This is a genomic window from Bacillus paralicheniformis (genome assembly GCF_001042485.2).
GTDB lineage: Bacteria > Bacillota > Bacilli > Bacillales > Bacillaceae > Bacillus > Bacillus paralicheniformis.
In genome coordinates this window covers 116234-142047 of record NZ_LBMN02000018.1, presented here as the reverse complement: position 1 = coordinate 142047, position 25814 = coordinate 116234, and the positions used below count along the sequence as shown (strand labels likewise).

The following is a 25814-nucleotide window of genomic DNA, read 5'->3' as shown; positions in this document are numbered from 1 at the left end:
GGCTTTGTCGACAAGCTGACAGCCTTCCTTGTAAAGAGAAGGCTGTTTTTTTATTTTTAGTGAGCCAGTCTAACGACGTCTCTTGCAATCATCACTTCTTCATTCGTCGGGATGACGAGGACTTTTACAGGTGAATGCGGATAGCTGATAAACGCTTCTTTTCCACGGACGTTATTCAACGCAGGATCCCAATAGACACCCATGAATTCCAAACCATGAAGAACGCGCTCTCTGACTTCAACGCTGTTTTCCCCGATGCCGGCAGTGAAAATGATCGCGTCTACTCCGCTCATTCTCGCTGCATAAGAACCGATGTATTTATGAATTCTGCTTGCGAATACTTCAAGGGCTGTTTCCGCACGTTCATTGCCTTCTTTAGTTGCTTCGACAATATCGCGCAAATCGCTTGAGAATCCGGAAATACCTAAAAGACCGCTCTTTTTATTGAGTGTGTTCAGGACTTCGTCGGCTGTTTGACCCGTTTTTTCCATAATGAACGGGATAAGCGCAGGATCGATGTTTCCTGAACGCGTACCCATCGCTACACCTGCAAGCGGTGTGAAGCCCATTGATGTATCGATTGATTTGCCGCCTTCAACAGCTGCGATGCTCGCGCCGTTTCCAAGGTGGCAGGAAATCAGGCGAAGTTCTTCAATCGGACGGCCGAGCAGCTCTGCCGCGCGTTCAGTCACATATTTATGAGATGTGCCATGGAAACCGTATTTACGGATGCCGAATTTCTCATAGTATTCGTATGGCAGACTGTACAGATAAGATTGTTCCGGCATTGTTTGGTGGAATGCCGTATCAAAAACAGCCACGGCAGGAACATTTGGAAGTACTTCTTTAAACGCTTTAATTCCGACAATATTAGCCGGGTTATGAAGCGGTGCGAGTTCTGAAATCTCCTCGATCTCATGGATCATTTCATCCGTCAATAAAACGGAGTCGCTGAACTTTTCGCCGCCGTGTACGACGCGGTGTCCGATTCCGTCGATTTCATTTAAATCTTTGATAATGCCGAATTTTGTAAGTTTATCCAGCAGCATTTTTACGGCTACGGAGTGGTCCGGGATATCTGTTGTTTCGGTCTTTTTTTCGTCGTTGACGGAAATCGTGAAGATGCCGTTATCCAGCCCGATTCGCTCAACAAGGCCTTTTGTTAGTACTTTTTCGCTGGGCATTTCGAACAGTTGAAATTTCAATGATGAGCTTCCAGCATTGATTGCAATAATTTTGGACATAAAATGACGCTCCTTTTTACCTATAGTCCGGTGACATTATGTTCAACCCGGATCATAAAAAATATGTATAAAATCGTTCTTAGTAAATTCAAAAAATATCTGCCTTTCTCATTTAAACACTCAAAAGAGTGCATTTCAAGTCACGATCCGACATGTTAACGCTTTCACAAAGAAATTATTATTTTCTGAATATAAAAACAGATCAGAGAATATATCTTCTCTGATCTGCTTATCTTTTTTCAGCTTGAAACCAGTTGTCGAGTTTGGCTGTCATTTTCAGCATCGCATCCTGATTGGCGAATGATGGAACTTGTGCAAGCAGAACTTGTTTAGGCGCTTTCGCCTGTTCGCCATGCTTTTGTAAAACCAAAATGCTCTTCGCGTGTGCCTCATCTTTGAAAATCGACAGCGGAAGCTGAAGCACTGCATTAATATACGCATTGTCCTTTAAAAAGGTACGCAGCTTTTCGCTTTGGCTGCTTTCGAACAATTGGTTCGGAATCATAAAAAATAAATAGCCGCCCGGTTTCGTATAGGTCAAGCTTTGTTCAATAAACAAATGGTGTGAAAAAGAATGGCCTTCATCTGCCTTTAATTCGAAAGCGCGCGCGCTTTCGTCATCAGGATAATATCCGACGGGAAGATCGCAAATGACCGCATCGGCAGGCTCCATAAAAATCGGCTGCAGGCTGTCCTGGTTAAAAAGCTCGATTTCCTTTTCCTGCAGGTTTGCCTGGACATAGGCGAGCTTGATCAGAACGTCATCAATCTCTGAGCCGAACGCTTTTCCGGCTTCACCGGCCAGCTGGTTCAAGACGGCAAGCAGCAGGTTTCCAGTGCCGACCGCCGGATCAAACAGCGTCAATTCTTTTTTGGGTCCGATGAATTTGTTCACCAGATATCCGATAAATAAACCGATTGTATCGGGCGTCATCTGCCGGTTCGGATGGGGAATATCTTTCTGGCCTTTCAGGATGGCAAGCTGGAAGGCTTTTCGGATCGCCTCATGGCTGCATTCTGAAAAACGCGCACGGCCGAGCAGATCCTTCACCTTTTGTTCGGCTTTTTCGGAAAGCCCGCGGTCCGCGGAACCTGTAAAGAATGCCTCTCCTGCTTCCGCCAATCCTTCTATGTAAGGGATCTGCAGGTCACGTGCGATGATTTCCGCTCCTTTGTCAAGCCATTCATAAATCGTTTCGACTGGATAGTTTTGCATGATGATGTCTCTCCTTATCAAAAAATCAAAGCCATGAAAAGAGCTCCGGCAAGATGATCACCTGGAGCCCTTTTATGAGTTGAATTTACTTAACGAGTGATTTGGCAGCTTCGATGGCTTTGTCATAGTCCGGGTGGTTTGTCGCTTCGCTGACGTATTCAGTGTAGACGACTTTTCCGTTTTCATCTAACACAAATACGGCGCGGGCAAGCAATCTCAATTCTTTAATGTAAAGCCCGAATGCTTCCCCAAAAGACATTTCCCTATGATCTGACAATGTTTCCACATTTTCAATTCCGTTTGCTCCGCACCAGCGAGCCTGTGCAAACGGCAGATCCGCGCTGATCGTATACACTTTCACTGAACCGAGGCCTGCGGCTTCTTCGTTAAAGCGGCGGGTCTGCGCGTCACAAACACCTGTATCGATAGACGGAATCACCGAAATAACGGCTGGTTTGCCTTTAATGTCTTGAAGCGTGACTTCCTCAAGCGAATTGGACAAAACAGTGAAATCAGGCGCCTGGTCTCCGACTTTCACTTCTGAACCTACCAGTGTCACCGGGTTTCCTTTAAATGTAATTGAAGCCATCATCATTCCTCCTTCATTTATGTATGACTCTACTATAAAAGAGTTTAGGACAAACTGCAAAGCTTAAGTCCGGCCGAGACAAAAAAAGTTAACTGCTGCAGGAACAGTTAACTTCTGTGGCCGGAAAGCCGAAGCTTTTAAAATGGAGGCGTCTGGTTTTGGCGGTTCATATTTTGCTTTTGCTTATCGTTTTTCTTAAACATATGCTGAATCCGTTCGATCGTTTGCGGGGCTGCGTCTAAAATCTTATCGATGACGTGCGTGTTTTCATCCAAATGCAGGATTTTAACGCCTGATGATCCGACAATCAAAAAAGCAATCGGCGTAATCGATACGCCTCCCCCGCTTCCCCCGCCAAACGGGAGCTTCGATTCTTTTCGTTCACGATCTCCATCGCTCGCTTTGGATTCGGCCGGTTTATTTCCGCCGAACTCGCTTCCGCCAGCCGCAAAACCGAATCCCACTCTGGAGACGGTTAGGATGACGCTGCCGTCAGGTGTTTCTACAGGATCTCCGATAATGGTATTGACATCGATCATTTCCTTTAAATTTTCCATTGCGGTTTTCATCAAACCTTGAATTGGATGTTCAGCCATATTCCATTCCTCCTATACTGATGAATCATTCTTTGTTGAACCTGACAGATTTTTTGGCAGCTTAAATAAGCCGCGCATTTTCCCTTTCCAGTTCATCACGATTCTAAAAGCTGCGGTTATAGCATGGCCAACGCGAAAATGGAATATACATGTCAGATGCGTTTTAGAGGAGCGGCTGTTAAAGACTGGAATCACTTCGTATTCCGGCTGGCTGTCAAAGCAAAAAATCTGATGCAAGAGAGCCATTGTGCCGGCTTTCAGAGACCAGGCGCCTCCCGTGACGATTCCGGTTAAAGCGGCATCAGGAAAGCCGAGGACTGAGGTCCATTCGAGCTTCGTGATGTGAATCCGCTTCATAAATCGGCGGATAAGCGGCTGCAGATTGATGACCTGTTCCACCAATTTTTTGATTTGCTTCGTATTATCGAACACTTCCCGATAGCCGACTTTTCTCCTCTTTTTATCGTTTTTTAGAGCCGTATTCGTCTGTTCTTTTACATCAACGGTCATATCCTGCTGATTGATTTTAATCACCGGAATTTCCTTTTTGAAGCGCAGAAGCCCAAAACCTGTTCGAACTTTAAAGGTCAGCCGGTCGTCATCGTCTGTATGAAGATATTCGATCGCGATGCGGATTTTCATCATCATTAACGCTGCCAAAAGAAGGAATACTCCCGCAATCCATATGTAAATCATGATTTCACTTCCTCATACTAATCATTATAGGAAGAAATTTGAAAAAATAAACATAGACGGAGCTTATTCTAGGCAGCAAAAAAACCCGGCTGTCTTTCAGCAGCCGGGTTTGATACGCTCAGTCTTTTTTTCGATACAGCTTTTCATGAATAACCGCCGTGTCCGCAAAGAAATCGTGAATCCCCTGTTTCTTTGGCGAAAATGCAGCAACGAGATACGTAATATACAAACTGTTGATATAGCGGCCGATAAGCTCCCTAAACAAGATCACATCCCATGTCAGCCCTTTTTCCGGGACAAGCGACACGACCCTCAGCCCGAATACCATCTTGCCCAACGTCTGTCCGAAATACTTCGTCATCAGGACGAAATAAGCGAAAAATACTGCCGCCGTTACAAAAGAATAAAGCGAAAAGGTGAAAAACCCTGATTCTTTAGGGAGATTCAGCAGGCTGAAAACAGGTGAAACCGCTAATTTGTTGATGCTGCCGACAACAATCCCGTCGAGCAGAAAGGCAAACAGCCTGATCCAAAAACCGGCATATGCATGCTCTACATGCGGGGCCGATTCTTCCCTGGAAACACCGGCGTCCGGTGATAATTCATTATGATCCTTTCCATCATAAGTCACATCCATTTTTTCGGTCCCCTCCTATTTAGCGTATAAATACATGAGTCTCGGTGCGCCGGATTGAGAAATTGCTTCTTTAATGTTTAAGAAATCGGCTTCGCTTTTAAACATCTTATTTGCAGTCATCGAAAAGAGCGACGCAAGGCCGGCCGATTCTTCATAGCTGACAACAGACGCTCCGGCAAGGTTTTTGTGGTCTTTTTTCATCGCTTTGACCGCATCCTCATAGTAGCCGAGCTCATCAATGAGATGGTTCTGTTTCGCCTGGCGGCCGTCATAAACGCGTCCGTCGGCAATTTTTTTCACGTCATTTTCGGACATGCTGCGTCCGTCGGCTATAACATCGACAAATCCTTCGTACGCGTCATCGACCATTGACTGCATGATTTCTCTTTCTTTTTTCGTCATATCGCGCGTCGGTGACATGATGTCTTTAAACTCACCGCTTTTGATCGTTTCCGTTTTCAATCCAAGCTTTTCTGCAAGCTTGCTGTAGTTAAGGCTTTCCATGATGACCCCTAGTGAACCCGTCAGCGTGTCCGGCGCTGCAAAGATTTTGTCGGCAGGCGTTGAAATGTAATAGCCTCCAGATGCAGCCATCGAGCCCATTGATACGTAAATCGGTTTTTTCGTATCTTTTTTGATCTCTTCAAGCTTCTTATGTATTTCGGCGCTTTCGTATACTCCGCCACCCGGAGAATTGACGCGCAGAATAATGCCCTTTACAGCAGAGTCGTCTTTTGCTTTTTCAAGCATTTGCAAAAACGATCTGTGGTTATAGCCTTCAGAGCTGAACAAGCCAGAAGCGCCGCCATTGTCGGAAATCGTTCCGTTCACTTCAAGCACGGCGATTTTTCTTGAGCTGTTTCCTTCTTCAAGCACCGTTTCTTCCTGGGTGTCATTAAGGCCAAACTGCATCTTTCCGTCATTCCCCATCGTGTCAAATACTGCTAGCAAAAGGCTCACCACCGCAGATAACGCAAAAACGCCCAGCGCGATGACAAGTGCGATCCATCTTTTCGCATTCATTTTGTCTGTTCTCCTCCTTTGAATAAAAAAAGCTGCATGTCTTAGTACGTATATGAAGAGAAAAAGTTCAGTATGATGCCGCTTCATATACAAGAAGTTTTTGGACATGGTAAACTAAGGGTCACAGGTCATTTTAACATACATGTTAGATGGCAGAAAAATCTAAACTTAACAGACAAAGGGGAGAATGATTGTGACAGACCGCCGGAACATTTATTTCTTTTACAAAAAAAGCGAAGAAACCGACGAGCAGTGCAAAAAACTGAAACACCTTGCAGAAGAACACGGATTTCGCGTCGTTCACCACCACAATGAAGCCAATATTATCGCAAGCATCGGCGGCGACGGGACATTTTTGCAGGCGGTTCGAAAGACGAATTTCAGGGATGACTGCCTGTACGTAGGCGTGGCCAAAAAGGGGAAAGCTCATTTGTATGCGGATTTTAATATACATGATACCGATAAAATGATTGAAGCGACAAACTCTGAACAAATCGAGGTCAGAAAATATCCGCTGATCGATGTAACCGTTGACGGGACAAGCTTTCAATGTCTGAATGAGGTATCCATCCGTTCAAGCATTATTAAAACATTTGTGATGGACGTTTATATTGATGATCTTCACTTTGAAACATTCCGCGGGGACGGAATGATCGTGTCCACTCCGACCGGAAGCACCGCGTATAACAAATCGGTTGAAGGGGCCGTCGTTGATCCGCTGCTTCCATGCATACAGGTGACAGAGCTCGCTTCATTGAACAACAACACATACAGAACGCTCGGATCTCCGTTTATTTTAAGTGCGGATCGAAAGCTGACATTAAAAATCGTCCAAGACGGGAACGACTATCCGATCATCGGCCTTGATAACGAAGCCTTCAGTACGATGCATGTAAAAGAAGTCGAAGTCAGCCTCTCAGGCAAGATGATCAAAACCATTAAATTAAAAGACAATTCGTTTTGGGAAAAAGTAAGGCGCACATTTCTATAATTTTGAAAACCTTTTCATCAATAAAGAGCGGGATGTTCTTCCTGCTCTTTTTTGCGGTTGTTTATCACGAAATTTTCATTTCCGCATTCATGCCGGGTAGCAAGCACTTTGGCGGACGAATTTAATATCGACACATCGGATTGCCTCAAAAGTGCTCCTCCTTCCGGTTTTTATATATCGTATTACAAGTTGTATTACGCATCCTTTTTTCTATAAATCAACAGATTAAAAAGAAAAAGGCTGGTGATCGTCTGACCAACAGCCTTTAGCCGATTATTTGCTCCACTTTTTAAAATCCTGATTCAGTCTGATCAAATGAGTTTCCAATGTGCTCAGTTCTTCTTTTGTCCAGTCTTGAAGAACCTCCGTGTATACATGATAGCGAGCCTTTTGCACTTTTTTCAGAGTATCAATGCCCTCTGAAGTCATTTCTACAAGGCTGATCCGGCCGTTGTTGGGATCGGGAAAACGCCTGATGAGCTTTTTCCGTTCCAATGCTGCAACCTGTCTGCTCGCTGTCGAAAGATTCAGCATTAAGGTTTCAGCCAGCGAGTTGATGGCAAGAGGACTTTGCTTATCAAGCTCGCTTAACAGCAGATATTCCGAGCGGTCCAGACTTCCGAACCGCGGACTGTAGGCCGTCGTCAGACGGACTAAAAGCGCGATTTCCTTCTCGATGTTTCGGAGTGAGTCATGCCCCAAAGGATATTCCCCCCCTCTTGTGTGGTTATTCAGCTTTTGTTTTAAGAACGATTTCCCGTTGTCTTAGTTCAAAGCGCTTAATTTTCGCCGATGGCGTTTTCGGCAGTTCTTCGATGAATTCTATCTCCCGGGGGTATTTATAAGGGGCCGTCATGGCTTTTACATGGTTTTGCAATTCCTTTGTCAGTTGTTCATTGCCGCGGGATCGATCCTTTAAGACAACATATGCTTTCACGATCGATCCCCTGATTTCGTCAGGGCTTGCCACAACAGCACATTCTTTGACCTCAGGATGCTTGATCAGTGCATCTTCAACTTCAAACGGGCCGATTGTATATCCTGAACTGATGATCACATCGTCATTGCGGCTTTCAAACCAGAAATAGCCGTCTTCATCCTTTCGCGCCTTATCCCCTGTTATAAAGTAATCTCCTCTTCTTTGGCGGAGCGTTCGTTCTTGATCTTTGTAATATTCTTTAAAGAGTGCCGGCGTGCTTAAGTGGACGGCGATATCGCCCGTTACGCCCTGCGGACAGCTCTTTCCATTCCCGTCTATAATATCAACCAGGTTTCCAGGCGTCGGTTTTCCCATGCTTCCAGGCTTGATTTTCATTCCTTTTAAAATCCCCACCAACAGCGTGCTTTCCGTTTGTCCGTATCCGTCCCGCACATCAATATGAAAATGCTTTTTAAATGTATCAATGACTTCCCTGTTCAACGGCTCCCCGGCCGAAACAGCGCTGTGCAGAGAAGACAGGTCAAAGCGAGACAAATCATTGACTTTCGCAATGAATCGATACTCTGTCGGCGTACAGCATAGCACATTGATTTGATGGCGCTCAATCAGCTGCAAATACGTTTCCGGCGTAAATTTCCCGTGATAGATAAAGCCGGCTGCACCGCTGCCGAGCACTGCTAAAAACGGGCTCCATACCCATTTTTGCCAGCCCGGCCCCGCTGTTGCCCAGACGAGATCCCCTTCTGAAATGTCAAGCCATGCGGAAGCTGTCGTTCTTAAGTGAGCATAAGCCCAGCCGTGTGTATGTACAACTCCTTTTGGCTGACCGGTCGTGCCTGATGTGTAAGATAAAAATGCGATGTCATCGCGAGAGGTATCAGCCGCTTGAAAATCCGCGGCAACGGCCTGATTCATTTCTTCAGGCAGGTTGATCCACCCTTCTCTGCTTTCTCCGACGGCAAATAACGACAGCTCATCTTTTGCTTGAACATCTAGAAAAGCATCAAGAAATGCTGAATATACGACGGCTCCTTTGACGCCGGCATGCTTGATCCTGTAATCCAAGTCTTTCGCCCGGAGCATTTCGGAACATGGGATGACCACCATTCCGGCTTTTAAAATGGCCATGTAGACGGCATACGTCTCCGGGATCCGCGGCATCATCACGATAAGCTTGTCACCTTTTTTCAGTCCAGAACGGGTCAATATGCTGCCGATTTTGTAAGCCCTTTCAATTAATTTTTCATAAGTCCAAGACACTTGACGTCCTGATTCATCTTCCCAGATCAAAGCGGTTTTATCACGGGAAGATTTAAATTTTTCAATTTCATCAACCGCGTTATACTTCTCCGGCGCAATCAAATCTTCTCTTCTCAACCCATCCATCTCCTTGTCTTGTGCCATCTTTTTATTATACATAATCCTTTCATACAATTGTATTCCGAAATGCCTATTTTGCAGAACATAAAAAAGAGTGGGGATTAAACCCCACCCATTATCCATTGCTTTTTAATTTTAATTATTGTTGTGTTCCACCCATTTGCTGTTGAGCGAAAGAAACTAAACGCTTAGTGATTTCTCCTCCAACTGAACCGTTTGCACGAGAAGTAGTTTCTGCTCCAAGGTTAACGCCAAATTCAGAAGCGATTTCGAATTTCATTTGGTCGATAGCTTGAGCAGCACCAGGAACCAATAGTTGGTTAGAACTGCTTTGTCTGTTGTTTTGAGCCATGTGTTCTCACCTCCTTGTGAGTATAGATTGTGTAAAAACACATGACTTCATACAAAGAATGTTTGGTAATTGTATGCAAAAACAGACAAAGGCGTTTGTTCGAATATTCCTTTAGAAAAAGTCCGCAAATTGATCTTTCGTTTCCGCTTTGCTGCTCAAAACAATCGTTTCCGTGTTCTCTACAGCTTCGTTGATGAGCGGTTCGAAATCTGTGTAGCTTTCAAAGTGTTCGATTTTTTCTTTTTTCGGACGCGTTTTCGGCGCAGAAGGCGTGAAGATCGTACAGCAGTCTTCGTACGGACGTATGCTAATATCATACGTATCGATTTCCTTCGCTTTTTCGATGATTTCCGTCTTATCCATGCCGATTAAAGGGCGCAAAACCGGCGTGCTCGTGACCGCGTTGATGGCATACATGCTTTCGAGCGTCTGGCTTGCAACCTGGCCGAGGCTTTCTCCTGTAAAAACGGCAAGCGCGTTATGTCGTTCGCGCAGTTTGTCGGCGATCTGCAGCATCAGCCTTCTGGTCGCCGTCATGGAATAGTTTTCGGGAATCTGCTTTTGAATGAGCTCTTGGGTTTTCGTAAACGGAACGATATGAAGCTTGATGTCTCCGCCGAAAGCCGTAAGGCGTTTAGTGAGATCAATCACTTTTTGCTTGGCCCGTTCGCTTGTATATGGCGGGCTGAAAAAGTGAACAGCTTCGATCTCAAGCCCGCGCTTCATGGCATAGAACCCGGCAACAGGGCTGTCAATTCCGCCGGATATCATAAGCATCGCTTTTCCTCCGCTTCCGACCGGCAGCCCGCCCGCACCTTTTTCATCCCGGAATGTCAAATACGTAGCATCTTCCCGAATTTCGATCCGCAAATGGATGTCCGGGGAATGAACGTCAACGGTAAGATCATCGGTGTTGCGCAAAATGTGTCCGCCGATTTCGGCATTCACCTCATTTGTATTTAATTCAAACTGCTTGTAAGCCCTTTTCGTCGATACTTTAAAGGTATCTCCGGGCTTGTATTGTTCTTGAACAGACGCGAGCGCCGTCTCTTTAATGCTTTCCAGATCTGTCCGGCACTTCACGGCAAGACTGAACGATTGGATGCCGAAAACGTTTTTCAGACGGGCCATTACGGCTTCCGCGTCTTCTCCGTTTAATACGAGAGTCATTCTGTCACGTGTTGACTCATAACGGACGTTGCGGAAATCGCGCAAGACCATTTTGATATTTCTTTTCAGGCGATCGACAAAAAGCTTTCTGTTCTTTCCTTTTGTTGAAATTTCGCCAAATCTGATTAAAATATAGTCTTCATTCATTGTGTCTCTACCTCATAATTCCTTTTAGTTTGTGTAAACTTTCTTTTAAGGCCGTCATAAACGGGCCGACAATCTCCTGATTGTCCCGGTATGTCATACTGATTCTGATGCTGCTTGCCGCTGCATCTTCACCTTTTCCCATTGCTAAAAGCACCTTGCTCGGCTTATGCTGTTTTGAAGAGCATGCTGATGTCGTCGATACGAAAATACCTCGCTCTTCTAGCATATGCAAAAGGACCTCGGCCTTCAATCCCGGCACGGAAAAATTAATGATATGCGGCGCGCTGTTTTCTTCCGGCGTATTTAATATAACACCTTTTAGCTCTTTTAGCTCCTTGATAAAAGCCAATTTTGCCGCCTTTATTTCTTCTATATAATGGTTATAATCCTGTTTTGACATATTGATCGCTTTTGCAAGCGTAACAGCGCCGGCGGTATTTTCAGTTCCGGCACGCCTGTTGTTCTGCTGTTCTCCTCCGGAAATCAAAGGAAAAAGCGAAATCCGTTCGTTCAGAATGAGCGCTCCTGTTCCTTTTAAGCCGTGAAATTTATGGCCCGATATCGTACAAAGGTCAATGTCCGCCCCGGAGATGTCCAGGGGAACCTTGTTAATGCCTTGAACGTGATCAACATGAAAGTATGCCCTTGTGTTTTCTTTTACGATTTTGCCGATGTCTTCCACAGGCTGGATGACACCTGTTTCATTGTTGACGTGCATGATGCTCACCAGAATCGTGTCTTTGCGGAGCGCTTGTTTCAGATCTTCAAGCGAAACAAATCCGCGGCTGTCGACAGGAAGATATGTAACCTCAAAGCCAAAGGCTGTCTTCAGCTGCTCCAAAGATTCCGTCACAGACGGATGTTCAATGGAGGAAGCAATGATATGTTTTCCTTTTTGCATATGTGCCAAAGCAATGCCTTTCAGCGCCATGTTGTTGGCTTCTGAAGCCCCGGACGTAAACACGATATCATGACTTTTTAGCGAAAGCGCCGTTTTGATCTGTTTCCGCGCTTCTGAAAGCAATTGATCCGCTTCAATGCCGTGGCGGTGCAGCGACGACGGGTTGCCGAAGAAGCGCTGATTTACTTGTTCATAAATTTGTAATAATTCAGGATATGGTTTTGTTGTTGAACTATTATCAAGATAAATCATGATCTACTCCTTTAAAAATGAACGTTCTTTTTCATGACTGTATATGTTATCATATCAACTTGTAATTGAAAATTAAAAATAAATGTTTGACTTCTCTGATTTTTAAAATATAATAGTCTTTGGACTTTTGTCATATTATATCACGAAAATAAATTGACAGAAAATTTAAACAACAAACCAGGAGGTTCTTTTTAATGAAAACTTCACTATCCGCTAAGGAAACGACGGCGATTGGACTTATGCTGTTCGCCCTCTTTTTCGGAGCGGGAAATATGATTTTTCCTCCCCAGCTCGGTCAAGCTGCCGGAGAGAATGTTTGGCCGGCTATCATCGGATTCTTGCTGACAGGCGTCGGTCTTCCGCTGCTCGGCGTCATCGCGGTTGCTCTAAAAGGGAGTGCAAAAGGCCTAGCTGACAAAGCCCATCCGGTCTTCGGCACGATATTAATCGTCAGCATTTATTTGACGATCGGACCTTTGTTTGCTATTCCGAGGACAGGAAATGTTTCATACGTGATAGCGGTGGAGCCGTTTTTAGGGAAACATTCATCAAGTCTTTATCTGTTTATCTTTACCCTGATATTTTTCGGAATCACTTATTTCCTGGCTTTAAACCCAAGCAAGCTTGTTGACCGCATCGGTAAAATTTTAACACCGATATTATTGACTGTAATCGCAATATTAGTCATCAAAGCGTTTATCACCCCGATGGGCAGCATCGGCTCTGTGACAGAGGCCTATCAATCCGCACCTCTGTTTGTCGGATTTTTAGAAGGATATAAAACGATGGATGCGATCGCTTCAATCGTATTTGGAATTGTCGTTATTACCGCGATTAAAGACCGCGGCGTTACAAATCCAAAGTCAATCGCCGCTTCATGCATCAAAGCGGGGATCGTCGCTGCAGTCGGTCTCGGACTCGTTTATGTTTCTCTCGCTTATTTAGGGGCGACAAGTGTTGAAACCGTCGGTTCGCTCAACAACGGCGGCGAAATATTGTCCAAAGCTTCCGCGTATTTATTCGGCTCGCTTGGAAATGCCGTGCTCGGTATCGCGATCTTGTTCGCCTGTCTGACGACGAGCGTCGGACTCGTTTCCTCTTGCGGAGAGTATTTTTCAAAGCTGATTCCGAAGCTCTCTTACAAAGCTGTTGTCATCATCGTGACGCTTTTCAGCCTTGTGATTGCCAATTTCGGACTGACAGAAATCATCTCGTTTTCAGTTCCGATTCTGTCGGCGATTTATCCGCTTGCGATCGTCGTCGTTTTGCTCTCTTTCATTGACAAGCTGTTTGCTGAACGACGCGAAGTCTATATCGGTGCCCTTATCCCGACTGGAATTTTAAGCATCATCGACGGATTAAACGCGGCGAAAATTCCGCTGGGTCCGGTAAACGATATCTTAAAAGCGAACATCCCGCTGTTCAGCATGGGTGTCGGCTGGGTCATTCCGGCTGTTATCGGCGCGGTGATCGGTTACATTGTGACATTTTTCATCGCTTCGCCGAAAGACAAATTAAAGAAAGTCAGCTGATCTTTGAAAAACCGGCTCTGTTTTTAAACAGGGCCGGTTTTTTTATTTTTCATTGCAGCTATAGACAAAAAAACCCGACACGCCTTTTCACGTGCCGGGTTTTTGTTCTATTCAGGCTGCTTCGCGTCCGCTGCAAGCCGGTCAACTGCTCCCGGCGACGCTTTTTCGACCGCTCTGGCGGCAATGTCGTAAGCCTCTTCATACTGATATGCATAAAAACTTTTCTCTGCTTCTTTCAGCTGTTCGGAAAGAATCCGGTCCTGGCTTCTGAAGCGGTTGCCATATTGGATGATGCGTTCGATCAGCAAAACCATTTCAACCAGTTCATCCGTCTTTATTTTCACTTCTGTGACAAGCTGTTCCGCCTCTTGAAGGCGTTCGTTCACCGCATCCATGTTCAGCGGCAGCTCATTCAGCTGTTCTGTCACTTTCTGCACAGTCGTCTGCGACTGCCGGATCTTTTCGGTTATGGCTTCCGGAATCCCTGGAACATTGCTTTTCTCCAGGCTCCGCGCCGTATCCTTGATCGTCTGCTTTAATTGCTTGAGAAGCTCTCTTGCCTGAAGCTCTTCTTTTCTCAGCATTTGCAGCATGTCTCTGTATTCGTCATGCTCCCGTTGAGCGGCTTCCATCTGCTTTTCGATATCCGCAAGCTCTTCCTTTAACAGCGAGTAGGCGACATGTTTCTGATCAAGCCTTTCTTTCACTTGTTCGAACTGCTTTTCGATCATTTCAAGGCGCTTTTCGTATGACTGCTGTTTCTCCAGTTCTCCGGTTGTCAGTCTGTAGCCTTTCTTGACGAGTTCGGTTTCAGCTTCGGTATCCTTTTTGGAGGCTTCAAGCTTTTCCAATGCAGCGGCAAGCTCAGGCACTTTCCCCAAAATTTCCTGCCCTGCTTCGACTTCATGCTCCAGCTGGTTATACAGCGTCTGGATCGTTTCATCAATCATCTGCACGATTGCGGCGGCTTCTTCTAAATCAAGTTCGTCCAAAAGCGCACCTTCAGCACGCTTCAATTCTTTCAAAAGGTTTTCGAGCTCCTTCTCCACTTGAATATGATCGAGCTTGTACCCTTTATCGATCATTTCCTGATAGCCGGCTTTCAATTTGGCGAGTTCCTGCGGAACAGTCTGCTTGCAGCTTGCAAGCAGTTTCGGCACATCGTCTATGTATGATTGAAGCTCTTCAAGCAAACGGTCTTGGGCGAGCAGCACCTTTCTGGCTTCTATATAATTTCCGCCTTCTGTTTCCTCTTCAAACTGTTTAATGCCTTCCCACACGGTATCGAGGTCGGTTTCAATTTTCTCATAGAGGTCTCCGTACAGGTGACTGTATGCCAAAAGGTTTTTCCGCACTTTTGTATACCGTTCTTTTACCTCTTCGATTTCTTTGCGGTTCTGCTCTTCGCTCGAGACAAGATCGGCGATTTCCTTTAAGATGTCTTCAATGTTGGATTCAGCCGCTGATAAAAGATTCTCAATATGCGCGAGCACCTGTTTCGATTTTTGAAAACGGTATTTGTCGGCGCAATCCTCGGCTTCAAACAGAAGCTCTTCGACTTTGGGCATATGCGAGGTGACGATTTCATCCCATTCCCGGCGCCACCTTTCAAAGAATTCCTCAGTCTGCCCCGTCATTTTCAGATGCTTGATTTTTGACATCTCTTCCACGATCGATCGGTTCATGATTTCGATTTTCCAAGCTTCTAAACGGTCGATCTCTTTATATATATTTTTTCTGAATAAGTAGCCCGTAGCGAATAAGATTAAAAATAACGCCAGTAAGCCAATGACAAACTCCATAATGAGCCCCCTTGCTGTTTATCTGTTCTGTCAGGGTATGTATTTGAAATTGTTATGTAAAAATGAAGTTAAACTATCGTTTTCATTGTTCTTATGATACCATGTAACCAACATTTTTTGAGCAGAATTTTTAATTTTTTTACATCAAAGTGACAACATCTGACTATTTTTTTACGGGGTGACATCATGCTGAAACGAGACGGTCATGTTCATTCTCCCTTTTGTCCGCACGGATCAAAAGACGAATTCAGATATTATATAGAAGAATTATGCAAAAAAGGCTTCCGATCCGTATCCTTCACCGAGCATGCGCCGCTTCCGCCTTCATTCATGGATCCGACCCCGGAGAAAGACAGCGCCATGCCGATCTCCGAGCTGGACCGCTATATTGAACGGCTGACCGAACTGAAGGAAGAGTACAAAGGACAGCTCGACGTTTTAATCGGTCTTGAAGTCGATTATATCCGCACCTTTGAACACGAAACGAAAGCTTTTCTCGATCAATACGGCACGCATCTTGACGACAGCATTCTTTCCGTTCATTTTTTGCCGGCCGGATCATCGCACATCTGCCTTGACTACGATGAAAAAGCGTTTCAGCAGCTGATCGGCTGCTACGGCAGCACAGAACAGGTCTATCTCGCCTATTATGACGAAATTTATTCTTCCATTGTATCACCGCTGGGAGCATTTAAGCCAAAACGAATCGGCCACATTACGCTTGCGAAAAAATTTGTGAAGCTGTTTCCGTATTCGATGTCAGAAAGCGTCAGAAAATCGGTCTCCTCCTGTTTGGATGAAGCCGCAAAGCGCGGATACGAACTTGACTTTAATACGTCCGGCCTCCGCAAGCCTTATGCAGGCGACGTCTATATGGAAGAATGGATGATAAAAGAAGCGGAACAAAAAAACATCCCGCTTGTCTTTGGGTCTGATGCCCACCAAGCAGAGGATGCCGGATTTGGTTACGAACATTTTGAGAGCCGCTTGGCTAAATAACGGCGGCTTGCCGACCTTCTCTGTACAACAAACTGAGAAGCCATGTTTTGACTTCCTTGTAATACGCCTGATAAAAGTACGGCTCGTGCGGCTGTACATACAGCACTTCTGAAATATATTGAGGCTGCAGATAAGGCATCATTAAAAGCGACTTCAGCTGAATCATAAAATGGGAAAGGGGAAAACGGGAAAATTCGTTGTCCTCATTTCCCTTTTCAATGATCAGGTGGAGAATGTACTTTTCTTTTGTTAAATATGTCGACATCACTTCGCGATTCAGTGTGGAATCAATCGTGACTTCGCGATAAACAAACCGAGTTAATTGACGGTGCTCATGCTGATACGATAGAATATCAAAAACCAATTGAAGAAGGCAATCCGTTGCACCTGCATCCGGAAGGCGTTCATAACCCTTTTCAAGGACTCTTAAATAGCCTTCATAAAAACGGGATATCAAATGCTCCATTAAACCGCCTTTTCCATTAAAATAATAGGAGATGTGGGCGACATTGACATTGGCTGCTCGGGCAATTTCGCGGACGGATGTTCCTGAAAAACCTTTTTGGTTGAACAGCTCCACGGCAGATTCGATGATCCTGTCCTTCGTGGTTGAAATAGCGTTTGATCCCATCTTGTTTCACCCCTTCTTACTTAAAACAATTCCACTTCAAGCGGAATTGTTCCTGTAAAAAGTGCTCGACAAATAGCATCACGGCAAGCGTGTTTTTGCCATTTCAAAGAAAAAGCGAGGGAAATTATCATGTTTCATGTCGAAAAAACAGAAGGCAGCAAAGAAAAAAAATACGAGCTTCTCCTCAAACAGATCGATGCGCTGACAGAAGGCGAACCTGATATGATCGCCAATACAGCAAACGCCTCCGCTCTTTTATATCAATCATTGGAAGACATCAACTGGGCGGGTTTCTATTTTGCCAAAGACGGCGAGCTTGTGCTCGGTCCGTTCCAGGGACTTCCTGCATGCGTAAGAATCCCGTTCGGGAAAGGCGTCTGCGGCACCGCTTATACAAACGGCCGGGTCGAGCGCGTTGAAGATGTGAACGCGTTCCCCGGACACATTGCGTGTGATGCGGCATCCCAATCCGAAATCGTAGTTCCGCTTGAAGTGGACGGGAACATCATCGGAGTGCTCGATATCGACAGCCCGATTAAAAACCGCTTCGATGAAACAGATGAGTATTATTTGAAAAAGTTCACAGAGATGCTTGGAGAGCGTTTAAGCGAAAAGAGCCGGTAAATCCGGCTCTTTTTTAATGTGTCATAAACCTGTTTTTCCCGTTTCGCTTTGCATTGTACAGCGCGACATCCGCCTCTTTAAAAAGGCAGGTTAAAGATTTCGGACGATCCTGAGACCAATTGGATACCCCGCACGAAATCGTCACCTTTGGATCAGTGCATTCCCTGACAAGCGTAATCAGCCTCTCAGCAAGCATTTCACCGGTGTTCAGCCCTGCTTTCGGCAAGTATACCGCAAGCTCTTCTCCTCCCCACCTTGCTGCGACGTCCTGGTCGCGGATGTTTCGCTGGATCACCCTGGCGACTTGAATGAGAATATCATCGCCTTTCTGATGGCCGTACGTATCGTTAATCTGTTTAAAATCATCGATATCAATCAATACGAGTACGCCGCTCTCATCCGCTTTCATACTGTACCCGATTTTTTCATCGAAATAGCTTCTCGAGTAAAGCTCTGTCAAACGGTCTGTTTGAACAAGATACTTCAGCCGGTCACGCAGCATCAAATTCGACACGGCGAGCGTGGAATGCCTGATCAGCGTCTGAAACAACTTAAACATTTCAAATGAAAAAGAGCAGACGTTTTTTTTCAATACGATGACAAATCCTTTGTTTTCATTATTCTCCAGCATCGGAACGCCCATTAATGAAGCATAACCGTCATTTCCAAAAAACGAAGAACCGTTTCCGACAAATACCCCGTTTTCCTCTGAAATCTTTTCTTTAACATAGCGGATATATGGAAGGGCCGCATCCGTCTGAAAAAAACTGGTGCTTCCCGGCAGCAGGGTTTCCTCGTCCAAATGATTTTTATAAAAAAAGCCCACCTCTTCGGCGCCAAATGAACTGATCAGCCTTTCGGACAAACTCTTCATCATATCAGGGAGGCGTTTCGTCCGGTTCAGCTGATGCGATGTTTCATTAATCAGCTCCAAATTTGAAATCATATTCTGCGACTGTTCGTAAAGCCGGGAATTTTCAAATGCTTTCCCTGCCGCATTCGAAATAATGCATATATCCGCTGCCGTATCGGCAGCCCCTGGTCCAAAAGCCTTCAAAACGCCATACGTTCCCTGCCGGCCTTTAATCGGAATGTAAACTTCCGATTCATTTTTGCTCTTCGCCTGTCCTGATAAGTATGCCTCCAAGGCGAAAGAATCGGTCGATTCGCTTTGCACATCTAACTCTATCGCAGGAAGGCTGATGTATTGGTCCTCGTCGTATGACAAGAAAAGACAATATGCCAAAAAAGGAAAAACATCCCTTAAACTTTCAACCATTGTCTTGAGCACCTGCTCCTGATCCATCAGCTCATGCAGCAGCGCCGTCTTTTCATAAATCTTTGTTTTATTGAGCTCCTCATGAAATAATGCATCAAGTTTCAGACAATGCATTAAAAACAGGCGGATGGATTCAGCAAGACGTTCTGGTACTTTATGATTCTTTTGACACAAAAGTTCTATATATTTGCTGTTTTCTTCTATTGTTATAATGATATAATAATCATTAACTCGGCTGATCTGGCCGCTTTGGCCGTTCGCTCCCTGCGGTCTTGAAGAAGGACGCAATGTAAGAGATATAAACGAAAAAAATGACTCTGCTGCCGCTTTTAGCCAGGCAACAGAGTCATCGTACGAGACGGCCGGCTTTTTTAAAAGAAATTGGAACAGCTTCTGATGAAAAGACAGATATAGGTCTTCAGTTTGTTTGTTCATGGTCATCACCTTAAAAAAATCCGTTTTATGTATTTTATTTTCCTGATTATATCATAAAAAACAGGACTTTATACTTATTAACGATTCAGGCTCTTTGGGACAGTCCATGAATGGTTGACTTTGCACAGCGGACATTATATAATCTTCTTTGTGTGAAATAATGCAGCCTTTTTGTTCTGCTTCTGTGTTTCATTTTGTTCCTTATCTATTAAGGTGTATCGTGTAACTCTTTGCTGCTGGAGCGAGGATACATGAAAACAAAATGGACATGGCTGAATTGAACAGATGGGTTTTATTTTCACAAAAATAAAACCAAAGGAGGAGTCACATTATGGCTCGCTATACAGGTCCAAGCTGGAAATTATCCCGCCGTTTAGGCATCTCTTTGAGCGGTACGGGTAAAGAATTAGAAAAACGTCCTTACGCACCAGGTCCTCACGGTCCGGGACAGCGTAAAAAACTATCAGAATATGGTTTGCAATTGCAAGAAAAGCAAAAGCTCCGCCATATGTACGGTGTGAACGAACGCCAATTCCGCAACCTTTTTGACAAAGCTGCGAAAATGGCTGGTAAACACGGTGAAAACTTCATGATTCTTCTTGAAGCACGTCTTGACAACATCGTTTACCGTCTTGGCCTAGCGCGCACTCGCCGCCAAGCACGCCAATTGGTAAACCACGGTCACATTCTTGTTGACGGAAGCCGCGTTGACATTCCGTCTTACCAAGTTAAACCTGGCCAAACGATTTCACTTCGTGAAAAATCTCAAAACCTTTCTGCAGTTAAAGAAGCGGTTGAAGTGAACAACTTCGTTCCTGAATACCTGACTTTTGACGCTGAAAAGCTTGAAGGTTCACTAACTCGCCTTCCAGAGCGTTCTGAGCTTCCTGCTGAGATCAACGAAGCATTGATCGTTGAATTCTACTCTCGTTAATAGAAAATGCTCTTTGAAGAGCATTTCTCGAAACCCAAGAAACGTTGTTTTCTTGGGTTTTTTATACCTGCTGCAATACAGTGTTTTAGCTCCTGCTTTTTAGTCTCCGGGGATTTTAAGTTAAAGAAGGTATGAAAAAGTGAAGAAGCTTTTAAAAAGCCAGACCAAGGAGGAAGAAACAAACACATAAAGATCTTTTTAATGTAGAGTTACAGCTCAAAAGAGGAGTAACCGTTAACTGTCAAAAAATAAAGCTCTCCTTTTATAAGAGAGCCTTACTTAACTTATCGAGTCCACTTGCTTGAATACACTGTTTGCATTAATTCTGAATGCTTCCAATTATTATAAAGTTTAACCTTTACCCGGGTAGAGGCAGACTTTTTGGCGATATTCGAAAATGTAACGTTTAGTTTTTTACCATATTCTGCATCACCAGAAGCGGTATCAATCGTTTTCCAAGAGCCACCTGTGTAGCGTTGCAGATATAATTTGCAATATGCTGCAGTACCCCAAGTGCCAACTCTACCTAACTCAACTGTAGCATATACGTTTATATAATTTTCAGATGTATGGATATAAGACTTTGCATCCCCAATACCCGAATGATATGTAAAGCTCGTTGTTTTGCTTACAGCCTCTGCCGTCTTGCCAGTTCCCATAAAAATAAATCCAAATACCATGATACCGACAAAAGCTAATAACGTAATTTTTTTCATAAATGTACCCCTCCATTAAATATAAATATTGTAAAATAAAAGATATATATCCATCCTAAACCATCGAAACTACTATTTCAAGGGTTATATTTTGATTGTCTCCTGTACTATGATGTCCGGCTGATGTGCAGCGATTTTTTCCAGGACACCTTCACACCAAACCGTACCCCCCTTTTACAAACAGCGTTTTCTCTTTTGAGTGCTTAAAGACAACGCCGCACACTTCTCCGGCAAATTTAATATCTCTCCTCTCCCATGCTTGCCTTTTGCCTTCTTGAATCGATCAAACACTGTTCTTTTGTTAGAACCTCTATATTTTGAAAACCGGCTTTTCTCACTTCCTCAGCATCTGCTTCATTTCAGACAAACAGTTTAATTTCTATCGGCAACAGATCCTAGATCTTTGGCAGCATCGTCAAAGTGATCTAAATGCAGATAAGGGACGATAACTGCGTCTGTATTCTTGGACGAGTTCGTCGGTTGGCACAGGCAGAGTGACCAAAGTGTGGTTTTGATCTTGTTTTGCTGAATCCGGAAAAGGAGGGCAAATGCCTTTCTCAGCCCAACATCAGAGCTATTAGTAATGTTTTGCCGGTTATACCTTTCCTTTTATTTACGATCAGTTTATACTATGACCGATCATCATTTAAATAGATATAATCAAGTATTTTTAGCGTTTGATTTGAAAAACATCAAGAGGATTTAGGGTAATCTGTAAATATAGGAAAATAATAGAGATGATTCAAGAACAACCGGATAACCATGAAAGAGTGATTGAAGGTATACCATAAGAGGATGAATCAAGTTAAACTCGAGTGTTTTATTCACGCTTTTTTTAATATCTATACAAAAGGCGCTTATCATAACGTCCTGTCATTCAAAACTAGAAAATCAGCGGGGACTCTCGAATGCAAGTTTCCTTCAAATCAACTGTTGGATCAATTTTTACAATTTTAAACCATCATGCAAATTATAAACTGTCGATCGTGACTCATCAAACGGACGTGTGAAGAATTTGCCGTCCGCTTTTTTATAAAAAAAGGGCCCTAAAGACCCTCTACTTCAGCCGCTTTGCTGCATTTTCCGTCTGATTCAATTGATTGTATCCGTCAGCCGACTGCTGCACCTCTTGTTTTCGTTCCGTTTCCAGCTGCATGTTGTAATCTTCCATAAACTTTTCTTTCGCCGCAATGAACAGGTTCATGCTACATTCCTCCCTCTTCAACGATGGAAATGCTCTACCTATTACATCTATATTTTTGACATTTCCTGAATGAACATACATGAAACATACGGACACAAAAAAACCCTTGCCGTTTGGCAAGAGCTTTTTGATTATTTATAAGTCAGCAGGAAGTATTTCTTTTTACCGCGGCGAATGACGGTAAACTGTCCTTCGATGCGGTCGTCGCCGGTGAGGACGTCCGCAACATCGGTGCGGCGCTCGCCGTTAACGTATACCGCGCCGTTTGTGATATCTTCGCGCGCCTGGCGTTTAGACGGAGACAGCTTGGATTGGACGAGCACCTCAACAAGAGGCAGTTCATCCGCTTTCTCAAGTTCCATGGAAGGAACCCCTTTAAAGCCGACCTTCACTTCTTCAGCAGTCAGCTGTTTAATATCTCCGCTGAAGAGTGCTTTTGAGATGTTGACAGCCTGCTCAAACGCTTCACGGCCGTGTACAAGAACGGTCACTTCTTCGGCGAGGCGCTTTTGCGCTTCGCGTTTTTCAGGCGCCGTCTCTGCTTTTTCAGCGAGATCTTCAATTTCTTCTTTGGACAAGAAAGTGAAGTATTTCAAGTATTTCACGACATCCCTGTCGTCGGTATTGATCCAGAACTGATAAAACTCATATGCCGACGTCTTCTCTTTATCAAGCCAGATCGCGCCGCCTTCCGTTTTTCCGAACTTCGTGCCGTCTGCTTTTGTCACAAGCGGAATCGTCAATCCGAAAGCTTTTGCATTCTCTTCAGATTTGCGGATAAGCTCGAGGCCTGACGTGATATTGCCCCACTGGTCGCTTCCGCCGATCTGCAGCTTGCATTCCTGGTTTCTGTACAAATTCAAGAAATCGAGAGACTGTAGGATCATGTAGCTGAATTCAGTATAAGATATGCCCGTCTCGATTCTGGAGCTTACCGTATCTTTGGCAAGCATGTAATTGATTCCAAAGTTTTTGCCGACATCGCGCAGGAAATCAATGACGTTCATTTTGCCGATCCAGTCATAGTTGTTCGCCATAATCGCCGGATTTTTTTCAGCTTCAAAATCCAGGAAACGCGAAAGCTGGTTTTTGATTTTCTGCGACCATTCGCGGACGATTTCTTCATTGTTCAGCGTGCGCTCCGCTTTCTTTCCGCTCGGATCGCCGATCAGGCCCGTCGCTCCGCCTACGAGCGCAATCGGACGATGTCCGGCCAGCTGAAAGCGGCGAAGCATTAATATCGGCAACAGGTGTCCGATATGCAGACTGTCAGCTGTCGGATCAAATCCGGAGTATAAGCTGATTTTTTCTTTATCCAGCAGTTCTCTCAAGCCTGCTTCATCGGTTTGCTGCTGAATCAGTCCCCTGAAGGACAAATCATCAAGTAAGTGTGTCATCATCATTTAGCTCCTTTTTTCCAAAAATAAAACGCCCCTTCGCAAAAACGAAGGGACGATAAAAATCGCGGTACCACCCTGCTTAAAAGAACGCATGGCCGCGCTCTTTTCACTCTCAATGATAACGGAAAAGCTTCCGTTCTTCTGCTACACAAAGCCCGGGAGGCTTTTTTCGCAAAAGCGGTTCGTGAGTGTAATTCAAACCATCCATATGTGCTGATTTTCACCGGCCATCAGCTCTCTAAGACAGGGAAGGATGCGTTTTACTAATCTCAGTCTTCACCTTTTGAATATTCGACTAAATCTTTTTTAACATAATATTTTTGCATTGTCAATGAGACATCAGTCTTCCATCGATGAGAGATCGCCTGCCGGAAGGTTCAGCTCCCAAGCTTTCAGGACGCGTCTCATGATCTTTCCGCTTCTTGTTTTCGGCAGTTTATCCTTGAATTCGATTTCCCTTGGCGCGGCGTGTGCGGCCAAGCCTTGTTTCACGAACTGCCTGATTTCTTCTTTTAACGAATCTGACGGTTCATAACCGTCCCTCAAGGCGATGAACGCTTTAATAATTTCACCGCGGACGGGATCCGGTTTGCCGATGACGCCTGCTTCAGCGACAGCTTGATGCTCAACAAGCTTGCTTTCGACTTCAAACGGGCCGACGCGCTCGCCCGATGTCATGATGACATCGTCGATCCTTCCCTGGAACCAGAAGTATCCGTCTTCATCCATGTAGGCGGAATCTCCTGACACATACCAATCCCCCGGCATAAAATAGGAGCTGTATTTTTCAGGATTGTTCCAGATCGAATGCATCATCGACGGCCAGCCTTTTTTAATGGCGAGATTCCCCATTCTGTAAGGAGGCAGTTCATTTCCCTGGTGATCGACGATTGCAGCCTCTACGCCTGGAATCGGCTTGCCCATCGATCCCGGTTTAATTTCCATGCACGGGTAATTGCAGATGAGCTGCGCTCCTGTTTCGGTCATCCACCATGTATCATGAATCCGGTTGCTGAAGACTTTATGCCCCCATCTGATGACTTCAGGATTTAACGGCTCCCCTACGCTTAAAATATGCCGTAATGAGCTCAGATTATATTTGTTCACGAGATCGTCGCCAGCACCCATCAGCATCCGAAAAGCCGTTGGCGCGCTGTACCATACCGTCACTTCCATTTTTTCAATCGTTTCGTACCATGCTTCGGGACTGAATCTGCCGCCTACGACAACATTCGTTGCTCCATTCAGCCACGGACCGAAGATCCCGTAGACCGTTCCGGTAACCCAGCCTGGATCAGCCGTGCACCAATAAATGTCATCGTCGTGCAGATCAAGAACCCATTTGGCTGTTTGATAATGCTGAATCATTGCTTTGTGGACGTGGAGAACCCCTTTTGGCGCGCCGGTCGAACCCGATGTATAGTGAAGCAGCATCCCGTCTTCCTGATCCATCCATTCAATCTCAAGATCAGTATCTGCTTCAGCCGCTTTCGCGTAATAATCGATGACAGACCCTTCTTCCTTTACGCCTTCTCCAACGACAATGATTGATTCAAGATCCGGAAGTTCGCCGGCCGGCACCCGTTCAAGCAATTCCGGCGTCGTCACGATAACCTTCGCTCCGCTGTTTAAAAGCCTGTCTTTGACAGCGCCTTCCATAAATGCTTCAAACAACGGCCCGACGATCGCTCCCAATTTGACAGCGCCGAGAAGAATAAAATAAAGCTCGGGTGATCTCGGCATAAAAACAAACACACGGTCTCCCTTTCCCACATTGGCATGCTGCTTTAAGACATTCCCGGCTTTATTCGTTTCATTTTTCATCTCTCTGAAGGTGTACTTTTCTTCGCGGACCGGATCTTTGTAGTAAAATGCCACTTTATTTTTCAAATTTGACTCAGCGTGGCGGTCGATCGCTTCATAAGCTGCATTGATTTTTCCCGTTTTGTGCCATGAAAAATGTTTTTCGGCATCCTTCCAGTCAAATGTCCGGTATGCTTCATCATAGTCTTTCAAGTTGTAGTTTCCCTTTTCTGCTGGCAACGCTTTCAATTCCATGCCCATCCCCCTTTGTTCGCTCATCAAAATATATTATAGTATAGATTTTTTATTTTCTCAATTTTT

The 25814-nt window shown here is 44.8% G+C and carries 25 protein-coding genes, 2 pseudogenes and 1 other annotated feature; of the genes and pseudogenes, 6 read left to right on the top strand and 21 right to left on the bottom strand.

The window, feature by feature from the left end; genetic code table 11:
* Positions 1 to 56 precede the first annotated feature (56 nt).
* The 7 genes from ACH97_RS14480 to sppA all read right to left on the bottom strand — a co-directional run bounded on the left by ACH97_RS14480 (position 57) and on the right by sppA (position 6001).
* Positions 57 to 1244 carry an acetate kinase gene (locus tag ACH97_RS14480; RefSeq protein ID WP_020452578.1) on the bottom strand — a complete coding sequence of 396 codons (1188 nt, stop codon included), beginning with the start codon at positions 1242 to 1244 and terminating at the stop codon, positions 57 to 59.
* 229 nt (positions 1245 to 1473) lie between these two features.
* Positions 1474 to 2460, bottom strand: coding sequence for a class I SAM-dependent methyltransferase (locus tag ACH97_RS14475; RefSeq protein WP_020452579.1), 987 nt, complete (start codon positions 2458 to 2460; stop codon positions 1474 to 1476).
* Between the two features lie 85 nt (positions 2461 to 2545).
* Positions 2546 to 3049, bottom strand: a complete 504-nt coding sequence (gene tpx / locus ACH97_RS14470) for a thiol peroxidase (RefSeq protein ID WP_023855499.1) — start codon at positions 3047 to 3049, stop codon at positions 2546 to 2548.
* A 137-nt stretch (positions 3050 to 3186) separates the two neighbouring features.
* Positions 3187 to 3645 carry a GerW family sporulation protein gene (ytfJ, locus tag ACH97_RS14465; RefSeq protein WP_020452581.1) on the bottom strand — a complete coding sequence of 153 codons (459 nt, stop codon included), beginning with the start codon at positions 3643 to 3645 and terminating at the stop codon, positions 3187 to 3189.
* A gap of 12 nt (positions 3646 to 3657) precedes the next feature.
* A complete protein-coding gene (locus tag ACH97_RS14460; RefSeq protein ID WP_020452582.1) occupies positions 3658 to 4341 on the bottom strand; it encodes a DUF2953 domain-containing protein in 684 nt (227 codons plus the stop codon).
* Between the two features lie 118 nt (positions 4342 to 4459).
* Entirely contained in the window at positions 4460 to 4978 is a 519-nt protein-coding gene (locus tag ACH97_RS14455; RefSeq protein WP_020452583.1) for an RDD family protein, read from the bottom strand.
* 15 nt (positions 4979 to 4993) lie between these two features.
* The gene (gene sppA / locus ACH97_RS14450; RefSeq protein WP_020452584.1) at positions 4994 to 6001 is read right to left on the bottom strand and encodes a signal peptide peptidase SppA; all 1008 of its coding nucleotides are present in this window, start codon (positions 5999 to 6001) and stop codon (positions 4994 to 4996) included.
* Between the two features lie 193 nt (positions 6002 to 6194).
* On the opposite strand from sppA, the gene ACH97_RS14445 reads away from it, so the two are divergent.
* Positions 6195 to 6992: an NAD kinase gene (locus ACH97_RS14445; protein WP_020452585.1), complete on the top strand. Its 798-nt coding sequence runs from the start codon at positions 6195 to 6197 to the stop codon at positions 6990 to 6992.
* Positions 6993 to 7009: 17 nt separating this feature from the next.
* Here the strand turns inward: ACH97_RS14445 and ACH97_RS24275 are convergent, their stop codons facing one another.
* From ACH97_RS24275 to ACH97_RS14420, 6 genes are all read right to left on the bottom strand, one after another.
* Positions 7010 to 7141: a hypothetical protein gene (locus tag ACH97_RS24275; RefSeq protein ID WP_023855500.1), complete on the bottom strand. Its 132-nt coding sequence runs from the start codon at positions 7139 to 7141 to the stop codon at positions 7010 to 7012.
* A 124-nt stretch (positions 7142 to 7265) separates the two neighbouring features.
* The gene (locus tag ACH97_RS14440) at positions 7266 to 7694 is read right to left on the bottom strand and encodes a MarR family winged helix-turn-helix transcriptional regulator (RefSeq protein ID WP_020452586.1); all 429 of its coding nucleotides are present in this window, start codon (positions 7692 to 7694) and stop codon (positions 7266 to 7268) included.
* A 25-nt stretch (positions 7695 to 7719) separates the two neighbouring features.
* Positions 7720 to 9318, bottom strand: a complete 1599-nt coding sequence (gene mbcS, locus ACH97_RS14435; RefSeq protein WP_033155109.1) for an acyl-CoA synthetase MbcS — start codon at positions 9316 to 9318, stop codon at positions 7720 to 7722.
* Between the two features lie 133 nt (positions 9319 to 9451).
* Positions 9452 to 9664 (bottom strand): alpha/beta-type small acid-soluble spore protein, encoded by a 213-nt coding sequence (locus ACH97_RS14430; RefSeq protein ID WP_003184396.1) that lies wholly within the window; start codon positions 9662 to 9664, stop codon positions 9452 to 9454.
* Positions 9665 to 9775: 111 nt separating this feature from the next.
* Positions 9776 to 10981, bottom strand: coding sequence for a tRNA uracil 4-sulfurtransferase ThiI (thiI, locus tag ACH97_RS14425; RefSeq protein WP_020452588.1), 1206 nt, complete (start codon positions 10979 to 10981; stop codon positions 9776 to 9778).
* A gap of 7 nt (positions 10982 to 10988) precedes the next feature.
* Positions 10989 to 12134 carry a cysteine desulfurase family protein gene (locus ACH97_RS14420; protein WP_020452589.1) on the bottom strand — a complete coding sequence of 382 codons (1146 nt, stop codon included), beginning with the start codon at positions 12132 to 12134 and terminating at the stop codon, positions 10989 to 10991.
* 194 nt (positions 12135 to 12328) lie between these two features.
* Here ACH97_RS14420 and brnQ point away from each other — a divergent pair, with 194 nt between their 5' ends.
* Positions 12329 to 13666 carry a branched-chain amino acid transport system II carrier protein gene (gene brnQ / locus ACH97_RS14415; RefSeq protein ID WP_020452590.1) on the top strand — a complete coding sequence of 446 codons (1338 nt, stop codon included), beginning with the start codon at positions 12329 to 12331 and terminating at the stop codon, positions 13664 to 13666.
* 107 nt (positions 13667 to 13773) lie between these two features.
* Here the strand turns inward: brnQ and ezrA are convergent, their stop codons facing one another.
* Positions 13774 to 15468: a septation ring formation regulator EzrA gene (ezrA, locus tag ACH97_RS14410; protein ID WP_020452591.1), complete on the bottom strand. Its 1695-nt coding sequence runs from the start codon at positions 15466 to 15468 to the stop codon at positions 13774 to 13776.
* 186 nt (positions 15469 to 15654) lie between these two features.
* On the opposite strand from ezrA, the gene hisJ reads away from it, so the two are divergent.
* Positions 15655 to 16467, top strand: coding sequence for a histidinol-phosphatase HisJ (gene hisJ / locus ACH97_RS14405; RefSeq protein WP_020452592.1), 813 nt, complete (start codon positions 15655 to 15657; stop codon positions 16465 to 16467).
* On the opposite strand, the gene refZ is transcribed toward hisJ, so the two are convergent.
* Positions 16460 to 17098, bottom strand: a complete 639-nt coding sequence (gene refZ / locus ACH97_RS14400; RefSeq protein WP_020452593.1) for a forespore capture DNA-binding protein RefZ — start codon at positions 17096 to 17098, stop codon at positions 16460 to 16462. The genes hisJ and refZ overlap by 8 nt on opposite strands.
* Before the next feature lie 129 nt (positions 17099 to 17227).
* On the opposite strand from refZ, the gene ACH97_RS14395 reads away from it, so the two are divergent.
* A complete protein-coding gene (locus tag ACH97_RS14395; RefSeq protein ID WP_020452594.1) occupies positions 17228 to 17722 on the top strand; it encodes a GAF domain-containing protein in 495 nt (164 codons plus the stop codon).
* A gap of 13 nt (positions 17723 to 17735) precedes the next feature.
* On the opposite strand, the gene ACH97_RS14390 is transcribed toward ACH97_RS14395, so the two are convergent.
* Complete coding sequence (locus ACH97_RS14390) at positions 17736 to 19436, bottom strand: sensor domain-containing diguanylate cyclase (RefSeq protein WP_020452595.1); 1701 nt, start codon at positions 19434 to 19436, stop codon at positions 17736 to 17738.
* A gap of 331 nt (positions 19437 to 19767) precedes the next feature.
* On the opposite strand from ACH97_RS14390, the gene rpsD reads away from it, so the two are divergent.
* Positions 19768 to 20370: a 30S ribosomal protein S4 gene (gene rpsD, locus ACH97_RS14385; RefSeq protein WP_020452596.1), complete on the top strand. Its 603-nt coding sequence runs from the start codon at positions 19768 to 19770 to the stop codon at positions 20368 to 20370.
* A gap of 284 nt (positions 20371 to 20654) precedes the next feature.
* Here the strand turns inward: rpsD and ACH97_RS14380 are convergent, their stop codons facing one another.
* The gene (locus ACH97_RS14380; protein WP_020452597.1) at positions 20655 to 21086 is read right to left on the bottom strand and encodes a hypothetical protein; all 432 of its coding nucleotides are present in this window, start codon (positions 21084 to 21086) and stop codon (positions 20655 to 20657) included.
* 105 nt (positions 21087 to 21191) lie between these two features.
* Positions 21192 to 21706: pseudogene (locus ACH97_RS24060) on the bottom strand (MBL fold metallo-hydrolase); the annotation flags it as partial.
* Between the two features lie 280 nt (positions 21707 to 21986).
* On the opposite strand from ACH97_RS24060, the pseudogene ACH97_RS24505 reads away from it, so the two are divergent.
* Positions 21987 to 22096, top strand: a pseudogene (locus ACH97_RS24505) (Lrp/AsnC family transcriptional regulator); the annotation flags it as partial.
* Between the two features lie 47 nt (positions 22097 to 22143).
* On the opposite strand, the gene ACH97_RS23820 reads toward ACH97_RS24505, so the two are convergent.
* The 3 genes from ACH97_RS23820 to acsA form a co-directional block, all read right to left on the bottom strand.
* Entirely contained in the window at positions 22144 to 22290 is a 147-nt protein-coding gene (locus tag ACH97_RS23820; protein WP_023855506.1) for a hypothetical protein, read from the bottom strand.
* A 131-nt stretch (positions 22291 to 22421) separates the two neighbouring features.
* A complete protein-coding gene (gene tyrS, locus ACH97_RS14375) occupies positions 22422 to 23687 on the bottom strand; it encodes a tyrosine--tRNA ligase (protein WP_023855507.1) in 1266 nt (421 codons plus the stop codon).
* A 48-nt stretch (positions 23688 to 23735) separates the two neighbouring features.
* Positions 23736 to 23976: a binding site (T-box leader), on the bottom strand.
* A 53-nt stretch (positions 23977 to 24029) separates the two neighbouring features.
* On the bottom strand, positions 24030 to 25748 hold the full coding sequence (gene acsA / locus ACH97_RS14370) for an acetate--CoA ligase (protein ID WP_020452599.1): 1719 nt from the start codon (positions 25746 to 25748) through the stop codon (positions 24030 to 24032).
* Positions 25749 to 25814 lie beyond the last annotated feature (66 nt).

Coding starts and splice junctions, on each gene's coding strand:
- refZ (WP_020452593.1), bottom strand. CDS start 17,098: ATGGGATCAAACGCTATTTCAACCACGAAGGACAGGATCATCGAATCT.
- acsA (WP_020452599.1), bottom strand. CDS start 25,748: ATGGAATTGAAAGCGTTGCCAGCAGAAAAGGGAAACTACAACTTGAAA.
- ACH97_RS14380 (WP_020452597.1), bottom strand. CDS start 21,086: ATGAAAAAAATTACGTTATTAGCTTTTGTCGGTATCATGGTATTTGGA.
- tpx (WP_023855499.1), bottom strand. CDS start 3,049: ATGGCTTCAATTACATTTAAAGGAAACCCGGTGACACTGGTAGGTTCA.
- rpsD (WP_020452596.1), top strand. CDS start 19,768: ATGGCTCGCTATACAGGTCCAAGCTGGAAATTATCCCGCCGTTTAGGC.
- ACH97_RS14390 (WP_020452595.1), bottom strand. CDS start 19,436: ATGAACAAACAAACTGAAGACCTATATCTGTCTTTTCATCAGAAGCTG.
- hisJ (WP_020452592.1), top strand. CDS start 15,655: ATGCTGAAACGAGACGGTCATGTTCATTCTCCCTTTTGTCCGCACGGA.
- ACH97_RS14395 (WP_020452594.1), top strand. CDS start 17,228: ATGTTTCATGTCGAAAAAACAGAAGGCAGCAAAGAAAAAAAATACGAG.
- ACH97_RS14460 (WP_020452582.1), bottom strand. CDS start 4,341: ATGATTTACATATGGATTGCGGGAGTATTCCTTCTTTTGGCAGCGTTA.
- ACH97_RS14480 (WP_020452578.1), bottom strand. CDS start 1,244: ATGTCCAAAATTATTGCAATCAATGCTGGAAGCTCATCATTGAAATTT.
- ACH97_RS14455 (WP_020452583.1), bottom strand. CDS start 4,978: ATGGATGTGACTTATGATGGAAAGGATCATAATGAATTATCACCGGAC.
- brnQ (WP_020452590.1), top strand. CDS start 12,329: ATGAAAACTTCACTATCCGCTAAGGAAACGACGGCGATTGGACTTATG.
- thiI (WP_020452588.1), bottom strand. CDS start 10,981: ATGAATGAAGACTATATTTTAATCAGATTTGGCGAAATTTCAACAAAA.
- ytfJ (WP_020452581.1), bottom strand. CDS start 3,645: ATGGCTGAACATCCAATTCAAGGTTTGATGAAAACCGCAATGGAAAAT.
- ACH97_RS14475 (WP_020452579.1), bottom strand. CDS start 2,460: ATGCAAAACTATCCAGTCGAAACGATTTATGAATGGCTTGACAAAGGA.
- sppA (WP_020452584.1), bottom strand. CDS start 6,001: ATGAATGCGAAAAGATGGATCGCACTTGTCATCGCGCTGGGCGTTTTT.
- ACH97_RS14430 (WP_003184396.1), bottom strand. CDS start 9,664: ATGGCTCAAAACAACAGACAAAGCAGTTCTAACCAACTATTGGTTCCT.
- tyrS (WP_023855507.1), bottom strand. CDS start 23,687: ATGACACACTTACTTGATGATTTGTCCTTCAGGGGACTGATTCAGCAG.
- ezrA (WP_020452591.1), bottom strand. CDS start 15,468: ATGGAGTTTGTCATTGGCTTACTGGCGTTATTTTTAATCTTATTCGCT.
- ACH97_RS23820 (WP_023855506.1), bottom strand. CDS start 22,290: ATGAACCTGTTCATTGCGGCGAAAGAAAAGTTTATGGAAGATTACAAC.
- ACH97_RS14420 (WP_020452589.1), bottom strand. CDS start 12,134: ATGATTTATCTTGATAATAGTTCAACAACAAAACCATATCCTGAATTA.
- mbcS (WP_033155109.1), bottom strand. CDS start 9,318: ATGGATGGGTTGAGAAGAGAAGATTTGATTGCGCCGGAGAAGTATAAC.